The organism is Methyloferula stellata AR4 (assembly GCF_000385335.1).
Classification (GTDB): domain Bacteria; phylum Pseudomonadota; class Alphaproteobacteria; order Rhizobiales; family Beijerinckiaceae; genus Methyloferula; species Methyloferula stellata.
The window spans coordinates 1,101,889-1,118,212 of the sequence record NZ_ARWA01000001.1; the positions used below are offsets into that span (position 1 = coordinate 1,101,889).

Consider the following 16,324-nt stretch of genomic DNA (forward strand, 5'->3'; position numbering starts at 1 on the left):
GGCTTGGCCCTGGGACAGATAACGAATGAGTGAAACCAAGAATACCGGCGATACAACTTTGAGCGTCACGCCCACCAAAACCCTGTCGCTGAAGCGGCCGGTCGAAGCGGGTATCGTGCGCCAGAGTTTTTCGCATGGTCGTTCCAAGGCCGTCGTAGTCGAAAAGGTCAAGCGCCGGGCAATCGCTCCTGGCGAAGCGCATGCGCCTGCCGCGCCGGCGCCCGCACCTGCTGCTCCCGCGGTGCCACCGCCGGCTGCCGCCGCCGCCGCGCCGGCTCCCGCGCCGAAACAGGTAGCGCCTGCCGCCGCCGCACGGCCGCAACCCGCCGCGAAACAATCCCAGGCTCCGGCGCGTGTGGAACAAAGCCGCCAGCAGCGTTCGTCGAGCGGCGTCGTATTGCGGACATTGACGGAAGAAGAACGCGAGGCGCGTGCCCGCGCCTTGTCCGAATCGCGCATCCGCGAAGACGAGGATCGCAAGCGCGCCGAGATCGATGCCAAGGCCCGCGCCGAGCGCGAGGCGGCCGAGGCGATCGAACGTGCCGCTGCGGAAGCCCGCAAACGCGAGGAAGATGCACGCCGCGCCCAGGAATCCGAAGCCAAGCGCCGTTCCGAAACCGAGGCCAAGCGCCGTCTGGCGGGCGAGCCCCCGGCACCGCCCGCGCCGGGTTCGGCTCCGGGCGTCCGCAGACCGATCTCGTCCGCGCCCGCAACCGCCGCGCCCTTGGTGCCAGTCGCCGCGCGGCCGGCCGGTGCTCCGGCCGAAGAAGAAGCCGCGACGCGCATCATCCGCCGGCCCGGCGTTGCGCCCAAAGTCGTGGTGGCCCGTCCCGTGCGTGGCGCCGAACAGAAAAGCCGCGGCCGTCTCACCGTTTCGAGCGCGACGGGCGAAGAGGACGAGCGCACGCGCTCGGTTGCCGCTTTCCGCCGCCGTACGCAAAGGCTCAAAGGGCATTTCGACGAGCCGAAGGAAAAACTATCGCGCGAAGTGATCCTGCCCGAGACGATCACGGTCCAGGAACTCGCCAACCGCATGTCGGAGCGTGGCGTCGATGTGATCAAGCTTCTGATGAAGCAGGGTCAGATGGCTAAGATCACCGATGTGATCGATGCCGATACCGCGCAGCTCCTCGCCGAGGAATTGGGCCATACGGTCAAGCGCGTCGCCGAAGCGGATGTCGAAGAGGGCCTTTTCGATACGCCGGATATCGACGATCATCTCGTACCCCGGCCGCCCGTGGTCACGATCATGGGCCATGTCGATCATGGCAAGACTTCGCTTCTCGATGCCATCCGCCATGCCAACGTGGTCTCCGGCGAAGCCGGCGGCATCACCCAGCATATCGGCGCCTATCAGGTCGTGGCGCCGAACGGCCTGCCCGTGACCTTCATCGATACGCCCGGCCACGCCGCCTTTACCGCGATGCGCGCGCGCGGCGCCAAGGTGACGGATATCGTGGTGCTCGTCGTAGCGGCCGATGACGGCGTCATGCCGCAGACCATCGAAGCCATCGCCCATGCGCGCGCCGCGCATGTGCCGATGATCGTGGCGATCAACAAAATTGACAAGCCCGACGCGAAGCCGGAGCGCGTGCGCTCCGAACTGCTGCAATATGAAGTGCAGGTCGAGTCCATGGGCGGCGAGACGCTCGAAGTCGAAGTCTCCGCCATGCAGAGGACCAATCTCGACAAGCTGCTCGATCTGATCGCGCTGCAGGCCGAACTGCTCGACTTGAAGGCGAACCCAGACCGCAGCGCCGAAGGCACGGTGATCGAGGCCAGTCTCGATCGCGGCCGCGGCCCCGTCGCGACCGTGCTCGTTCAGCGTGGCACGCTCAAGGTCGGCGACGTGATCGTCGGCGGCTCGCATTGGGGCCATGTGCGGGCGCTCATCGACGACAAGGGCGCGAATTGCCAGTCCGCCGGTCCGTCTATGCCTGTCGAAGTTTTGGGCTTCGGCGGCTCGCCTGAGGCAGGCGACCGTGTGGCTGTGGTCGAGACGGAAGCCAGAGCGCGCGAAATCACCGAATATCGCGAGCGTCAGAGGCGCGACAAGGCCGCTGCACGCGGCGCCGCCCGCGGCTCTCTGGCCGATATGATGAGCCAATTGAAGACGGCGGGCCGCAAGGAATTCCCGCTTGTCATCAAGGGCGACGTGCAGGGCTCGGTCGAAGCCATTATCGCGACGCTCGAAAAGCTCAATACCGAAGAAGTCGCGGCGCGTGTCCTTCATGCGGGTGTCGGCGGCATCACCGAATCCGACATCACCCTGGCGGCCGCGTCGCATGCGGCCGTGCTCGGCTTCAACGTGCGCGCTCATAAAGAGGCGCGGGCGCTCGCCGAACAGGACGGCATCGAGATCCGCTATTACAACATCATCTATAATCTCGTGGATGATGTGAAAGCGGCCATGTCGGGCATGCTCGACCCGACGCTGCGCGAAGACATGCTCGGCAATGCGCAGATCCTCGAAGTGTTCAACATTTCGAAGGTCGGCAAGGTCGCTGGCTGCCGCGTCACCGACGGCATCGTCCAGCGCGGCGCCAATGTCCGCCTGATCCGCGACAATGTCGTCGTGCATGAAGGCAAGCTCTCGACGCTGAAGCGCTTCAAGGACGAGGTCAAGGAAGTCGTGGCCGGACAGGAATGCGGCATGGCCTTCGAGAACTACCAGGACATGCGCGTCGGTGACGTGATCGAGTGCTACACGGTCACGGAGATCAAGCGCTCGCTTTAAGGCTCTCCCGTCAGGGAAAGCCAAAGCATCCGGCTTTAAGCAGTGTCATGCGCGGGCTTGGTCCGCGCATCCACGGAATGATTTATCGATATAGCTCACTTCATTCGGTCCGGCCTCAGTGCCTGGATGCGCGGGCGTCCCCGACTTGATCCGGGGACCGCGCATGACATGATTTCCGGACCGGCTAAGTGACGAGGAACCTGCGTTCATCCAATGCCAAGAGCTCATCAACAGGGCGGCGAGCCTTCACATCGCGTGTTGCGTGTCGCTGAACTCATCCGTCACACCGTGTCGGATTTGCTGACCCGTGCCGCTATCAATGACCCCGAGCTCGAAGGCCGCGTCATAACCATTCCCGACGTGCGCATGAGCCCCGATTTGAAGCTCGCGACCGTCTATGTGCTGCCGCTCGGCGGCAAGGATGTGGCAGGCGTCGTCGCGGCGCTCGAACGCCATAAGAAATTCGTGCGCGCCGAGATTGCGCGCAACGTCAATCTCAAATTCGCGCCCGAAGTGCGTTTCAAAGCCGATCAAAGCTTCGAGGCCAGCGCTAAAATCAATGCCTTGTTCGAGAAGCCGGAAGTCAAGCGCGATCTCGACGGGAAGAAGGACGAGGCGGAGTGAGCGCGCCGCGGTCCAATCGTGTCGAGGTCAATGGCTGGGTCATCCTCGATAAGCCAGTCGGCATGACTTCGACCCATGCCGTGTCGCGTCTCAAACGCATCTTCAACGCGAAGAAGGCCGGCCATGCCGGCACGCTCGATCCTTTGGCCTCGGGCGTCTTGCCGATCGCCTTCGGCGAGGCAACGAAGACGGTGCCTTTCGTCCAGGACGGCGAAAAGGCCTATCGCTTTACGGTGCGCTGGGGCGCCGAGACCAATACGGATGATTCGGACGGCATCGTCGTGAGCCAATCCGAGCAGCGTCCGACGGTTGAACAGATTGCGCGGCTTCTGCCGCGATTCACGGGCCTGATCTCGCAGCGTCCGCCGGCCTTTTCGGCGATCAAGGTCGATGGCGAACGCGCCTATGATCTGGCGCGCGCAGGTGAGGTGGTCGATCTCGCGGAGCGGCCGGTCACGATCCATGCGCTCGATCTGGTGTCGGCGACGGCGGAAGAAGCTGTCCTCGAAGCCAGATGCAGCAAGGGCACTTATGTCCGCGCGCTGGCGCGCGACCTCGGACGCGAGCTGCAATGTCTCGGGCATGTGACGGCTTTGCGCCGGACGCGCGTCGGTCCCTTTAGCGAAGGTGAAGCCGTGACGCTCGCCGCCTTGATGGAAGGCGCGGATGTGCCGCTCGCGCTGCAATGCGTCGAAGCCGGTCTCACGGAAATGCAGCGCATCGCGGTCGATCGCGATGCGGCCGCGCGGCTGCGGCGGGGACAGCCCATTCTGTTGCGCGGGCAAGATAGCCCGCTGCAGGGGCCGGCCTATGCGGCTTGCGGCGGCGTCGTCATCGCGGTCGGCGCCATCGAGAAGGGCGAACTCGTCCCCGGACGCGTGTTCAATCTGCCGTTCTGAGGTGAGCCGGCTTTAAGGCGTTCATCGTCTTACCGCGTCTTTCTTCTTCTTATCTTTCTGAACATGAGCGCTCTGGAACGGCCACGTGGCGCTTCCAGAGCCTTTGGCTATTCCGCGCCTGCGGGAGACGGCTCAGCGTCTCGGGATTTGAAATCCGCGCGGGACCTTGATCTCCACGCCGCCCGGATAATCAAAGCGGTGGCGGCGAGGAAGCCGATTGTGGTGAGAGCGAAGCTTGCCGCCGCTGGAACCGGAAAATGAGCTTCATAAGGAATCGGTGGCGCATCGGCGGGAGGCTTTGGCGTCAATGCCACTTTCAGAAATCCGAGGGGATTAAAAAAAGCGCCATAACAGGCGGATGCGATGACCCAGATCGGCGGTTTGATGAGGTATTGGCGAAACAGGAGCGCAAAGATGAAGAGGAATTGCGCCATCATGAGAAAGTCTATGTGTGCTCTGACGAAGGCTCGACGATCGGCGATGAGGCCAGCCAGATAGCTGTGTGGGAAGAAGAGCGTTATCCCCAGCACCCAAGCGAGAACGAGGGCTATTCCCAAACACAGTCCGGCAAAGCCCAGCAGAAAAGTGTAGCGCATTGATCTTCCTTCGCGGAGAGGCTGCTGCGATATTGATCGAGCCATCTGGTCTGCGTAGCTTCGAACAGAGACTGAAAGATTAGTGATGCGGCAGCCCGTGCGCTTGTAGGAACATGCTATGCCGAACGAAAAGCCGAGCCCGCTCCTGCATGCCGGAAGCGAGTGTACCTTCTGGGCGGGGAGCGCGGATTATCTTGCCGGACATCAAGGCGGGGCGCCGGTTTTTCTCACGGGCCTCTATGGAAAATTCCGGCTTCGCCTGTTTGGGCAGCCATGGATGCTGTGCCGCGCCGCGCTTATTCCCCCGGGCGTATGGCACGAGCTCGACTTCGCCGGCGAGCCGTTCGCTGCCCTCTACATCGAGCCCAAACATGGCGGTTTGAACGCCATGTCACCATTGTTGCGCGTGTCTTCGAATGTTCAAAACGTGTCGATGGGAGATTCAGACACGATCCCATTGCTGCGGACGTTCTATGAAGACCCGTTCAGTGAGCAATGGGTGGAGAACGCCTTAAGCGACCTATTGGCCTTCAGCCGTCGAACGGCAGAGACGGAATCGATTGAGCCGCGCCTGGTAAGAGTCGCGGATCTTCTCATTGAGAGCTGCGCCGATCCCAGGCCGGTGAGTGAATTCGCGCGGGCCGCGGGCCTTTCCACGTCTCGATTCCAACATTTATTTACGCAGCAATTCGGCGTGCCATTCCGGCGCTATCGGGCTTGGAACAGATTGCGGACGGCGTGGCTGCAGGTCGCAAAGGGTGCCACCATTACCGAAGCCGCCCATATGGCCGGCTTTTTCGATTCAGCACATTTCGCTCATGAATATCGGCGAACCTTCGGCAGGGCGGCTTCAAACGGACTTCGCCGAATGGTGCGGACAAGCGGGCAGGCATGAGCGGATTGATGGTATCACGATGATAACGCCTACCAGCCCCTATATCCGTATCCGTAGGGATAACCGTAGCCATAGCCATAAGGGTAGCCGCCATATGCGGGGTAACCGTAGCCATAGCCATAGCCGCCGCCACTCATGGCACCTAAGGCAGCCGCTCCCATAAGGCCGAGAGCCGCGCCGGCAATGGCTGGCCCGGGATTGTAGCGACGGTGGACATATCGCCGCCGCGCATAGTAGCGGACATCTTCGATTTGAGCTGGCGAAGCCGCCAATATCGCGGGCCCGGAAGAAATGCTCATCGGGCCTGCGGAAGCCGTTTCCGGCAGGGAGGACACGGCAAGCGCGCCCAAAAGCGCACATGCGAAACCGCGCATGATGTTATTCACGTTCGCCTCGTTCTTAAGTCATTCTGCAGACACGTCCGCATCAACGACGAGAACAAACTGTGCCGGAGAAGGTTCCGACGTGCGGGTTCCCGTAGTCCGCATCAAGCCACTCGCGATCGCGTTTGGATTTGACGATGATCAATTCCTGGATCGCCGAAAGACGAATTTTTACTGTCCATGCCCGGGACGACGAGATTTCTCGCGCCACCGCCGGTCCATAAACACAAATCCCCGGAGGTCTGAACCTCCGGGGATTTTTTGTGCCGGCAATGTGACGGACGAAGCTATTCGCCCGCTTCCTGCTGTTCCATCGTCTTTTCTTTCAGGTCGAGATCCTCGCCCGTCTCCTGATCGACAGAGCGCATGGAGAGGCGCACCTTGCCGCGTTCGTCGAAGCCGAGCAGTTTCACCTTGACCTTGTCGCCGTCCTTGACGACATCGCCCGTCTTCGCAACCCGGCCCTTGGCGAGCTGCGAAATATGCACGAGGCCATCCTTCGATCCGTAGAAATTCACGAAGGCGCCGAAGTCCACGACCTTGACGACCGTTCCTTCGTAGATCTGGCCGACTTCCGGGTCGGTCGCGATCGACTTGATCCAGGCGATGGCGGCCTTGATCGAATTGGCGTCGGAGGATGCCACCTTGATCGTGCCGTCATCCTCGATGTTGATCTTGGCGCCGGTCTTTTCGACGATCTCGCGAATGACCTTGCCGCCGGTGCCGATCACTTCGCGGATCTTGTCGGTCGCAATCTTCAAGGTCTCGATACGCGGCGCAAATTCGCCGAGTTCGGCGCGGGCGCCGGTCAGGGCCTTGGCCATCTCGCCAAGAATATGGAGGCGTCCTTCCTTGGCCTGGCCAAGCGCGACGCGCATGATCTCCTCGTTGATGCCGGTGATCTTGATGTCCATTTGCAGCGAGGTGACGCCGAGCTCCGTGCCGGCGACCTTGAAGTCCATGTCGCCCAGATGATCCTCGTCGCCGAGAATATCCGAGAGCACCGCGTAGCGGCTGCCTTCGAGGATCAAGCCCATGGCGATGCCGGCGGTCGGGCGCTTCAGCGGGACGCCCGCATCCATCAAGGCAAGCGACGAACCGCAGACGGTTGCCATCGACGACGATCCGTTCGACTCGGTGATCTCCGACACAACGCGGATCGTATACGGGAATTCCGCCGCTGTCGGCAGCATCGGACGAATGGCGCGCCAGGCGAGCTTGCCATGGCCGATTTCGCGGCGGCCGGGCGAACCCATGCGGCCCGTTTCGCCGACCGAATAGGGCGGGAAATTATAATGCAGCAGGAAGCGCTCTTTGTACGTGCCTTCGAGACTGTCGATGAATTGTTCGTCCTCGCCGGTGCCGAGCGTTGCAACGACCAGCGCCTGGGTTTCGCCGCGGGTAAACAAGGCGGAGCCATGGGTGCGCGGCAGGATGCCGACTTCGGCGAGGATCGGGCGCACGGTTTTGACGTCGCGGCCGTCGATGCGGATGCCGGTGTCGAGCACGTTCCAGCGCACCACCTTGGCTTGCAGGTCGTGGAAGACTTCGCCGACTGCCTCCTTGGAAAATTTCGGTTCGACGCCCTCCGGGAACATCGCGCCCATGACCTTCACCTTGACGGCGTCGACGGCCTTATAGCGCTCCTGCTTGGCGGTAATCTTATAGGCCTCGCGGAGATCCGTTTCGGCGATGCCGAGAACCGCGGCCTCGATCTCCGTCTTGTCGGCAATGACGAGGTCGCGCGGCTCCTTGGCAGCCTTTTCGGCGAGCCGGATGATCGCCTCGATGACCGGCTGGAAACCGCGATGCCCGGCCATGACGGCGGCGAGCATGATCTCTTCGGATAATTCCTTGGCCTCGGATTCGACCATGAGCACGGCATCGGCCGTGCCGGCAACGACGAGTTCGAGCGCCGACTCCTTGATCTCGGAGGTGGTCGGATTGACCTTGAATTCGCCGTTGATATAGCCGACGCGCGCCGCGCCGACCGGTCCCATGAAGGGAACTCCCGAAAGCGTCAGTGCGGCGGAGGTCGCGACCATCGACAGAATGTCCGGATCATTGTCGAGATCATGCGAGAGCACGGTCACGACGACCTGCGTGTCGTTGCGGTAGCCGTCCGGAAACAGAGGCCGGATCGGCCGGTCGATCAGGCGCGAGACGAGCGTCTCTTTTTCCGACGGGCGGCCTTCGCGCTTGAAATAGCCGCCGGGAATGCGGCCGGCCGCGAAAGCCTTTTCCTGATAATTGACGGTGAGCGGGAAAAAATCGATGCCGGCCTTCGGTGTCTTGGCGGAGACGACCGTGGCGAGAACCGTGGTCTCGCCGTAGGTCGCGAGAACCGCGCCATCCGCCTGCCTGGCGATTTTCCCTGTTTCTAGAACGAGCTTATGACCGGCCCAGTCTATTTCTTCGCGATGGATATCGAACATGTGTTTCGTCTTTCATGATGCGGCGAAGACGAGGGGCCATGTGCAAGACGGCGAGAAGCTGTCGCGAGGCAAGGCTAAAAGCCGTAAAAGACAGCTTCTGGCGATCCTGCCATGGCTCGGTGTCGTCACCGAGGTCTGACCCGGCAGCCCTATGCCGCCGGTGCCAGGAAAAAGATGCGCTGCTGACGCGGCACCCTTCTGTTTGTTGGCGCCGGCCGATCAGGGACGGCGCTTCTAAAATTTCAAAGGAACTATAGTACGAATTTTGAGAAGCTGCCTCGCCGCCCGGAGAGCCGCCTTCGGCTTCGAAACGGTCGAAGCGGGATATCCGCTTCAAAGAGACAGCATCATGAAGGATGAGCGTGATCCTTGCCTTGGCCTTCCCGTTTTGTCCGCCGGGAACACCAGTTCTTTATAGGGGATTTCACCCCAATTTCGGCCCTAAACTTGGCACCGGCCCCAGAAATTGACAGATTTCGGGGAGGGCCCAGCCTAATGCGGCCGAGGCCGAGGTGGGCGAGGGGGCCAAGACCGGCAGCGGCCTGCCCTTATGTTGCGGGCCGCGCCGCCGGAGTCAATGGAACGCCGGGCGGAACGAGGCGGCGGATGCCGCCCGCAATCCGGCAAAATGGTCCAATTCGAGCGAATCGGACCATTTTTCAGGCAGTTTTGGGTCTAGCGGCGGATGCCGAGGCGCTCGATCAGGGACTTATAGCGTGGTTCGTCCCGCGCTTTCACATAGTCCAAGAGGCTGCGGCGCTGCGAGACCATTTTGAGCAGGCCGCGACGCGAATGATTGTCTTTCGCATGCGTCTTGAAGTGCTCGGTGAGATTGGCGATCCGTTCGGTCAGGATCGCGACCTGCACCTCGGGCGAACCCGTATCGCTCGGCTTTGTGGCATATTCTTTGACGAGCGTCTGCTTACGCTCCGGCGTAATCGACATCGGCGTTCCTTTCGAACCGGCTCGCAGCCAGACGCTTTCGCGCGGCTTGAGCGGATTGAGACTTTGTGAAAATCAACCCGCATGGGCAAAGCCGGGATGTCGTCCAGCCAAGTCGAAACGGGAGGGTGAGGGCTCTCCTTTAAGATCAATCGATTCGAAGATCAAGCGCCGCGGCGTTGCGAGCCCGCGGCCGCCTCTATAGGCTCGCCGCGGCCAGGGAACGCGCGGCACTCAAGCTGCGTTTGCCTCGCGCACGGAAGCTATTCCGTGAAAAAAGGAGGGAAAATGCGTCTTCTGATCAAGAAACTCGTGGCGGGTGCTGCGGTCGTGGCCGGAATGAGTCCGGCTATCCAAGAAGCTTCCGCCGCAGCGGTTCCGATCGGCAATCTGGCACCTGTCATCGGCGATGCCTTGCCGGTGCAACAGACGCAGTTCTTATACGGCGGCCAAAATTACTGCTGGTATGACAACGGCTGGCGTGGACCCGGATTTTATTGGTGCGGCTATGCGTGGCGTCGCGGCTTTGGCTGGGGCGGCGGCTATGGCTGGCACGGTTGGCATGGCGGCCACGGCGGTGGCGGCGGTTTCCATGGTGGTGGTTTCCATGGCGGCGGCTTCCCCGGTGGCGGGTTCCATGGCGGCGGGTTCCATGGCGGGTTCCATGGCGGCGGGCATGGCGGGTTCCATGGCGGTGGCGGCCACGGTGGTGGCCACGGCGGTCACCATTGATCATCCGAGGCATCGCGGCGTGTATCGACCACGCCGTCGATCAGATTGAGCGAGCGTAATATCTCGCTGGAAAATCCCGCCGCGGTTGCCTTCGAGGTGACCGCGGCGATCTTGTCTTCAAGCGCGAAAAGCGCCGCGCGGGCCTCGGCCATGCCGCAGAGGACAAAGCGGCACGTTTCGCCCGGACGCATTTGCGCAAGCCGTCCAATATCGGCCTTGATGACTGAACCGATCTTCGGATAGCCGCCGGTCGGCTGATGATCGGCCATCAGGACGAGTGGTTGTCCGTCGCCGCCGATTTGGACGGCGCCGAGCGCGATCCCATCCGACACTATATTGAACCCTGAAGCATGCTCGATCTTCGGCCCCTTGAGCCGATAGGCCATGCGGTCGGCCGAGGCCGTCAGACTGAAAGCTTCGGAAAAAAGCAGCGCAAGCGCGTCGGCGGTAAAATAATCGTCCTGTGGGCCGAGCAGGATGCGGATCGGCCGCATATCGCGATCGAGCCAGGGGGCTTCAATCCTTGCGTCGCGCCGCATCGCCGCGTCTGGTTGGCTCAAGGCGGGCAGGCTGTCGCCCGCTTCGATCATCCGGCCGCCGATGCCGGAGCGCAGATGCGTCGAGCGGCTGCCCATCTCGATGGCTGTGTCGAAGCCGCCCTTAACGGCGAGATAGGCCCAGGCGCCCCAGGCGCCAGGCTTCGCCGCCAATCTTTCACCCGGGCGAAGCGTGATCCGTATGGGCGAAGGCAATGCTCTGCCGTCGCGGGTCCAGAGAAATCCGCCGCCGCCAAAAGCAAGATCGAGCGGGACTTGCGTGCCTGCCTCAAAGCCGCCGACGGAAATCTCGATTGTTCCCGCGTCATGCGCATTGCCCAAGACCCGATTGACCGTCCGAAAGGCGGCCCAGTCCATCGGTCCGGACGGCGTGACGCCAAAACGCCGCCAGTGAAAACGGCCGCTGTCCTGGATCGTGGTGCCGGGCCCGGCGCGGACCACTTTAAGATGCGCGGCCATTATGCCATCTCTTCGCGCGCGATGAGCGCGCCCGCCGCCGCGTCGCGTCGCAAAGCCTCGAATGTCGCAAGATCGATGCGCTCGAACGTGACCTCGTCTCCGACATCCGCGAAAAAGGCGCGCGCGCGGGACGAGTCGAACATGCGCACCGGCGTCTGCGCGATGACATACCAGCCGGTCGGCATAGCGATCGTGGTGATGAGCGCCTGACCGCCCGCGATCAGCAGTGCGCCTTCCGGCGCGGGGGGACGCGGCGTGGCGCGGCGCGAAATCGCAAGCGCGTCCGGCAGCCCGCCGAGAAAGGTGAAGCCGGGTGCGAAGCCATACATATAGACGCGATAAAGCGCATCCGCGTGCAAATCCGCGATGCGCTCCTGCGGCAGACGAAGCGTTTCGGAGACTTCGGCCAGATCCTCAGCGAGCGCGGGATCGTAGCAGACGGGGATGCGCCAGCGCTTTGGCTTACCCATGTCGCGCCGTGGCGTCGTGTCGAGTCCGCCGAGCGTTTCGATCAAAGCTTCGGGTGTCGTCGCGCGCGGATCGAAATGAATCATGAGCGAACGATAGGTCGGTACCGTCTCGATGACGCCTTCGATGGGCGCGGCGGCGATGGCGGCGTCAAGCGCCAGCACGCGGTCGTGAATCAAGGGATCGATCGCGCGGCCATATTCGACGACAAGCGCGCTCTCGCCGGCCGGTAGAAAGCGCGGGGGGATGTCGTTACTCATAAGTGGTCCTGTCCCCCGTTACCAAGCTTCCTCATGCTGAGGAGGCCCCGAAGGGGCCGTCTCGAAGCACGAGGGAGCGTCATTTGATTTAAGTGGTGCCTGCCGCCCTCGTCCTTCGAGACGCCGCCATTCCAAATCGCGATTGTTCGATTTGGAATGGCGGCTCCTCAGATGAGGGCTAAACCGAAGCGAAAGCCTTCACCTGAAAGCTCGCGGCTTCGAGTCTTTGCCGCAGGGTCTTTGCCATGGCGACGGCGTCCGGCGTATCGCCATGCACGCAGATCGAATCGATCCCGACGGGGATACGCTTGCCGGATTGCGCGATGACGGCATTCTCAGCCACCATGTCGAGCGCGCGCGCGGCGGCGACCTCGGCGTCGCGGATGACCGCGCCTTCGGCCGATCGCGGCACCAAAAGGCCTTGATCCGTATAGGCGCGATCGGCAAAAATTTCGCGTGCGACGGCGAGATTTTCCTTTTCGCCGGCCCGTTCGAGCTCAGTGCCAGCTATGGCGAGAAAGACGAGATTGCGGTCGACCGCTTTAGCCGCGCGCGCAATGGCCTGCGCCATTGCATGATCTTCCATCGCCATATTGCTCAAGGCGCCATGGACCTTCACATGCGTCAACTTGTGTCCGGCCAAGGCTGCGAGTGCCTGCGCCGCGCCGATCTGATAGGCGACGAGCCGCTCGATTTCGGCAGTCGTATAAGACATGCGCCGGCGCCCGAAGCCCTGCAGGTCGGGAAAGCTCGGATGCGCGCCGACGGCGACGCCCTTGGCTTTGGCGAGCCGGAAGGTTTCCGCCATGATATTGGGATCGCCGGCATGAAAGCCGCAAGCGACATTGGCGCTCGTCACGATGTCGAGCATGGCTTCGTCATCGCCCATCGCATAGGCGCCGAAACCTTCGCCGCAATCGCAATTCAAATCCACGCTGCGCATTTGGTCCGCTGTCCTTCCCGCGCCAAGTTTAGCGCGGTGGGAGCACGAAAGCCAATCGGTTCGAGGGCGCGAATTGAAAGCCGTCATTGCGAGCGAAGCGAAGCAATCTATGCCATAGTTGAACAGCCGCTCCTGGATTGCTTCGCTTCGCTCGCAATGACGGCATGGCAATTGATGGCTAGACGCCTTATCTACTTCGCGACCATCTTCTGCTGGAGCTCTCGGTCGATCAGCATATTGGCGATGGTCATCCGATGCGTCGCGATCTCTCTTTGCGAGGGCGCGAGACGATCCGGATGATTGGCGCGCGCAAAAGCACGGCGGAGCTTTTTGAGATCATTCGCACTGAGATTTTCGCTGAGGCCGAGTTCTTCAGCGATTGCATCCTGCTCGCAGCTCGCGATGGCTTCGAGCAGAGGCTCGACGGCATCTTCGAGATAGGAGGCCTCGAAGACGGGCGGCGTCGCTTGGGCTCTTTCGCCGTGACCGGAAGGCGCCAATCCCGACAGCATTTGCAGCAGCCAATCATGCGGCTGATGCGCCTGAGACGGGGCGATGGGCGCCGCCATCTCAGTATCCGCATCCGTCTCGGATGGGCGGATCTGATCGAGGACGTCCGCGAAAGCCTGAGGCTTCGTCTTTTTGAATCCGAACATTATTTTATCAGACCGAACGGTCTGCCTTTTATCCCAGTCAAAGCGAATATGGAGCGGGGGCCATTAATCGGGCACTAACAAAGCCAATACTTTCGCGTGAACCGCGGATTTTTTTTAAAATGAACAAAAGATTAAAATGGGTGAGGCAATACCGCTCGGGCTTGCGCGCGGCTTTAAGCGCTTCATGTAACCATCCGTCAAAGAATTTCCCGGACAAAGAAACGCGCGCCTGAATGTTCCAGCCGTGCGCTCTTCTCACGAAGGACCCAGGCTTTGACCAGCGTTACGGCAGACCATGTGAAAGCTCTGCGCGACGCGCAGGACCCTGCCGCACATAAAGCCTTCGTTCCGCTGCTCATCTTATTTGTGATGAGCCTTGGGCTTATCCTTACCTGGGCGCGGATCGTGGCCGTCTGGCAGACGGGTTCCATTCACGATCCCGACGATGCCATGCGGCTCGAACAGGTTCGTGCGCTGCTCGCCGGCCAAAATTGGTTCGACATGACCGTCTATCGCCTCGATCCGCCGGGCGGTGTCTTCATGCATTGGTCGCGGGTCGTCGATATTCCGCTCGCGATTCTGATCAAGGCCTTCGGTCTCGTTCTGCCGGTCGAAGAAGCCGAGCGCCTGACGCGCATCGTCTTTCCCCTGCTGCTGCAGGTTGCTCTTTATGCGGCGATCGCACGGCTTGCGAAAAACCTGCTCGGCCGCGACGCGATCATGCCGGCGATTTTCATGGTGCTTCTCTCCGGCATTGCCTTCGGGCAATTCCAGCCGGGACGGATCGATCATCATGCGCCGCAAATCGTCCTTTTGGCCTTCATGCTGGGCGGACTTGTCGAAGCGGTGAAAGCGCGGCGCATGCTGCCGGGCGCCATTGCCGGCGGATTGGCAGCGCTTTCGCTAGCGATCAGCCTCGAAAACATGCCCTTCATCTTCATGCTTTGGAGCCTTGCCGGCGGCCTCTGGCTTTGGCAGGGCCGGGCGATGCGCTTTGTGATGGCGGGCTTCGCACTTGGTCTTCTGATCGGCCTGCCGCTCTGCTTTCTCGCAACCGTCGGTCCGGCGCGTTGGCTTCTCTCGGTCCCCGATGCGTTTTCCTTCGGGCAGTTGATTGCCGGAATGGCCGGCGCTTCGGTGTGTCTCGCGCTCGCCTTTTTGCCGGAGCGCTTCGACCTTTTGCCGGTCAGACTGATCCTCGCCTTGGCTGGCGCCGCGGCCGCTTTGGGCCTTGTGGCTCTGTTCGGCCCCGGCGCCCTCCGCGAGCCCTTTGCAGGCTTGGACCCGCTTGTGCGCGATGTCTGGCTGTCGAATGTCCACGAGGCCTGGTCTTTCTTGCGGCTGTCGCGGCAGGAGCCCGAAACCGCGGCGATCTTCATGCTGCCTTTGGTGCTCGGCCTTGCCGGGTCACTCGCTGCGGCATGCGTTGAAAAAGGCCCGCTTCGCCTGCAATGGATGCTCGTTTCGGCGACGATCCTGATCGGCGTTTTGATGAGCCTCTGGCTCGTTCGGGTTCTGTCATCCGTCGGCCCCATCGCACCTTTGGGCGGTGTCTGGGCCGTGATGAAACTCAACACGTGGCTCATGCAGTCAGGCAGGCGCAAGGCAGCGCTTTGGTCTTTCGCTTTGCTTTTGCCTTTCGCATCGATCCCCTGGGCTCTGGCGATCGGCAGTGCCGAGACAGATACGAAGAAAGCGTCCGAAAACTGTCATGCTACGGCTGCCTTCGAAGCCTTCAAGGCTTTGCCGTCCGGACTCATTCTCGCACCGATCGACTCGGGCTCGCATCTCCTTGCCTTTACGTCGCATAGCGTTCTGGCTGCCCCTTATCATCGCAACAATCACGGTAACGTGCTTGCGCTTAAGGCCTTCCTCGCTCCGCCGGATGAGTCTCGCGCGATTGTGATGGCAAGCGGCGCGAATTATGTCGCGATTTGTCCGGATTTTGGAGAGACCAAAATTCTTGGCGAGCGCAAGCCTCAGTCTCTCTCCGCCAATTTATCGGCGGGGGATGTGCCCGATTGGCTCGTACCAATTCCGGCACCACATACGCCGTATAGGATTTTCGCAGTCCGCCCGTGACCCGGAGAAGAGATGATGAAGAACCGTTTCCCCCTAGCCCTCGTTCTAGCAGGACTCATCAGTGCAGGCGGTATCGCCGCCGCGATCAATGCTCAGGCGCAGCAGGCGCCGCATGATGATCCGGCCTCGAAAATGATGATGATGGGGCATGATCGAGATCATGAATCCTCGCATGAACTCTCGCCGGCGGACCGGGCGGCTTTTCTCGATGCGCGCGTCGCGGCTCTGCATGCTGGCCTCACTCTGACGCCGGATCAGGAGAAGCTTTGGCCGCCGGTCGAAACCGCGTTGCGCGGGGCCGCTCAGACCATGGCCGACCGGCGCAAGATCTGGCACGACGAACCGCGTCCCGCCGATCCGGTGCAATTCCTGAAGCGGGTCAGCGAGGGCGCGCTCGCGCGCGGCGAAGCGCTGAAGAAACTCGCCGACGCCGCGGGGCCGCTTTATGCGACCTTGAGCGACGAGCAGAAACACCGGCTGCCGATCCTGCTCGAACATCTGCATCCGCACGGAATGCATTCTGCGATGATGGGCCAGGGCGAACATCGCTCCGGGCCGGAAGGTGAACATCACGGCTGGTGGTCGCATGATCATTCCGATCACGACGACCATGACGATCAATCGGACCACTGAAGATATTCGACTTTAGCTACGTC

The 16,324-nt window shown here is 61.7% G+C and carries 16 protein-coding genes; 8 read left to right on the forward strand and 8 right to left on the reverse strand.

Features of this window, described 5'->3' with window-relative positions:
* The first annotated feature begins 25 nt into the window (after positions 1–25).
* The 3 genes from infB (at position 26) to truB (ending at position 4,260) form a co-directional block, all read left to right on the forward strand.
* Positions 26–2,737 (forward strand): translation initiation factor IF-2, encoded by a 2,712-nt coding sequence (infB, locus tag A3OQ_RS0105435; RefSeq protein ID WP_020174354.1) that lies wholly within the window; start codon positions 26–28, stop codon positions 2,735–2,737.
* 213 nt (positions 2,738–2,950) lie between these two features.
* On the forward strand, positions 2,951–3,361 hold the full coding sequence (gene rbfA, locus A3OQ_RS0105440) for a 30S ribosome-binding factor RbfA (protein ID WP_026595527.1): 411 nt from the start codon (positions 2,951–2,953) through the stop codon (positions 3,359–3,361).
* Positions 3,358–4,260 (forward strand): tRNA pseudouridine(55) synthase TruB, encoded by a 903-nt coding sequence (gene truB / locus A3OQ_RS0105445; RefSeq protein WP_020174356.1) that lies wholly within the window; start codon positions 3,358–3,360, stop codon positions 4,258–4,260. The genes rbfA and truB overlap by 4 nt, the downstream gene beginning before the upstream one ends.
* A gap of 107 nt (positions 4,261–4,367) precedes the next feature.
* Here the strand turns inward: truB and A3OQ_RS21395 are convergent, their stop codons facing one another.
* Positions 4,368–4,856, reverse strand: a complete 489-nt coding sequence (locus A3OQ_RS21395; RefSeq protein ID WP_040579889.1) for a hypothetical protein — start codon at positions 4,854–4,856, stop codon at positions 4,368–4,370.
* A 118-nt stretch (positions 4,857–4,974) separates the two neighbouring features.
* Between A3OQ_RS21395 and A3OQ_RS0105460 the strand changes: the two genes are divergently transcribed.
* Positions 4,975–5,751, forward strand: coding sequence for an AraC family transcriptional regulator (locus A3OQ_RS0105460; RefSeq protein ID WP_020174358.1), 777 nt, complete (start codon positions 4,975–4,977; stop codon positions 5,749–5,751).
* A gap of 29 nt (positions 5,752–5,780) precedes the next feature.
* Here the strand turns inward: A3OQ_RS0105460 and A3OQ_RS0105465 are convergent, their stop codons facing one another.
* Positions 5,781–6,125: a hypothetical protein gene (locus tag A3OQ_RS0105465; RefSeq protein ID WP_020174359.1), complete on the reverse strand. Its 345-nt coding sequence runs from the start codon at positions 6,123–6,125 to the stop codon at positions 5,781–5,783.
* A 296-nt stretch (positions 6,126–6,421) separates the two neighbouring features.
* The gene (gene pnp, locus A3OQ_RS0105470) at positions 6,422–8,569 is read right to left on the reverse strand and encodes a polyribonucleotide nucleotidyltransferase (RefSeq protein WP_020174360.1); all 2,148 of its coding nucleotides are present in this window, start codon (positions 8,567–8,569) and stop codon (positions 6,422–6,424) included.
* On the opposite strand from pnp, the gene A3OQ_RS24630 reads away from it, so the two are divergent.
* Complete coding sequence (locus A3OQ_RS24630) at positions 8,568–8,708, forward strand: hypothetical protein (RefSeq protein WP_020174361.1); 141 nt, start codon at positions 8,568–8,570, stop codon at positions 8,706–8,708. The two genes, pnp and A3OQ_RS24630, sit on opposite strands and share 2 nt — an antisense overlap.
* Before the next feature lie 536 nt (positions 8,709–9,244).
* On the opposite strand, the gene rpsO is transcribed toward A3OQ_RS24630, so the two are convergent.
* Positions 9,245–9,514, reverse strand: coding sequence for a 30S ribosomal protein S15 (gene rpsO / locus A3OQ_RS0105480; protein WP_020174362.1), 270 nt, complete (start codon positions 9,512–9,514; stop codon positions 9,245–9,247).
* Between the two features lie 285 nt (positions 9,515–9,799).
* On the opposite strand from rpsO, the gene A3OQ_RS24635 reads away from it, so the two are divergent.
* On the forward strand, positions 9,800–10,243 hold the full coding sequence (locus A3OQ_RS24635; RefSeq protein WP_020174363.1) for a hypothetical protein: 444 nt from the start codon (positions 9,800–9,802) through the stop codon (positions 10,241–10,243).
* Here A3OQ_RS24635 and A3OQ_RS0105490 read toward each other — a convergent pair.
* The 4 genes from A3OQ_RS0105490 to A3OQ_RS23385 all read right to left on the reverse strand — a co-directional run bounded on the left by A3OQ_RS0105490 (position 10,234) and on the right by A3OQ_RS23385 (position 13,586).
* The gene (locus tag A3OQ_RS0105490; RefSeq protein ID WP_020174364.1) at positions 10,234–11,259 is read right to left on the reverse strand and encodes a 5-oxoprolinase subunit C family protein; all 1,026 of its coding nucleotides are present in this window, start codon (positions 11,257–11,259) and stop codon (positions 10,234–10,236) included. The two genes, A3OQ_RS24635 and A3OQ_RS0105490, sit on opposite strands and share 10 nt — an antisense overlap.
* Positions 11,259–11,987 (reverse strand): 5-oxoprolinase subunit B family protein, encoded by a 729-nt coding sequence (locus A3OQ_RS0105495; protein WP_020174365.1) that lies wholly within the window; start codon positions 11,985–11,987, stop codon positions 11,259–11,261. Before A3OQ_RS0105495 ends, A3OQ_RS0105490 begins: the two co-directional genes overlap by 1 nt.
* Positions 11,988–12,165: 178 nt before the next feature.
* Entirely contained in the window at positions 12,166–12,930 is a 765-nt protein-coding gene (locus A3OQ_RS0105500) for a LamB/YcsF family protein (protein WP_020174366.1), read from the reverse strand.
* A 191-nt stretch (positions 12,931–13,121) separates the two neighbouring features.
* A complete protein-coding gene (locus A3OQ_RS23385; RefSeq protein WP_020174367.1) occupies positions 13,122–13,586 on the reverse strand; it encodes a molecular chaperone DnaJ in 465 nt (154 codons plus the stop codon).
* A 273-nt stretch (positions 13,587–13,859) separates the two neighbouring features.
* Here A3OQ_RS23385 and A3OQ_RS21405 point away from each other — a divergent pair, with 273 nt between their 5' ends.
* Both A3OQ_RS21405 and A3OQ_RS21410 read left to right on the forward strand, forming a co-directional pair.
* On the forward strand, positions 13,860–15,668 hold the full coding sequence (locus A3OQ_RS21405; RefSeq protein WP_020174368.1) for a hypothetical protein: 1,809 nt from the start codon (positions 13,860–13,862) through the stop codon (positions 15,666–15,668).
* Positions 15,669–15,680: 12 nt separating this feature from the next.
* Positions 15,681–16,301 (forward strand): Spy/CpxP family protein refolding chaperone, encoded by a 621-nt coding sequence (locus A3OQ_RS21410; RefSeq protein ID WP_020174369.1) that lies wholly within the window; start codon positions 15,681–15,683, stop codon positions 16,299–16,301.
* Positions 16,302–16,324: the final 23 nt, after the last annotated feature.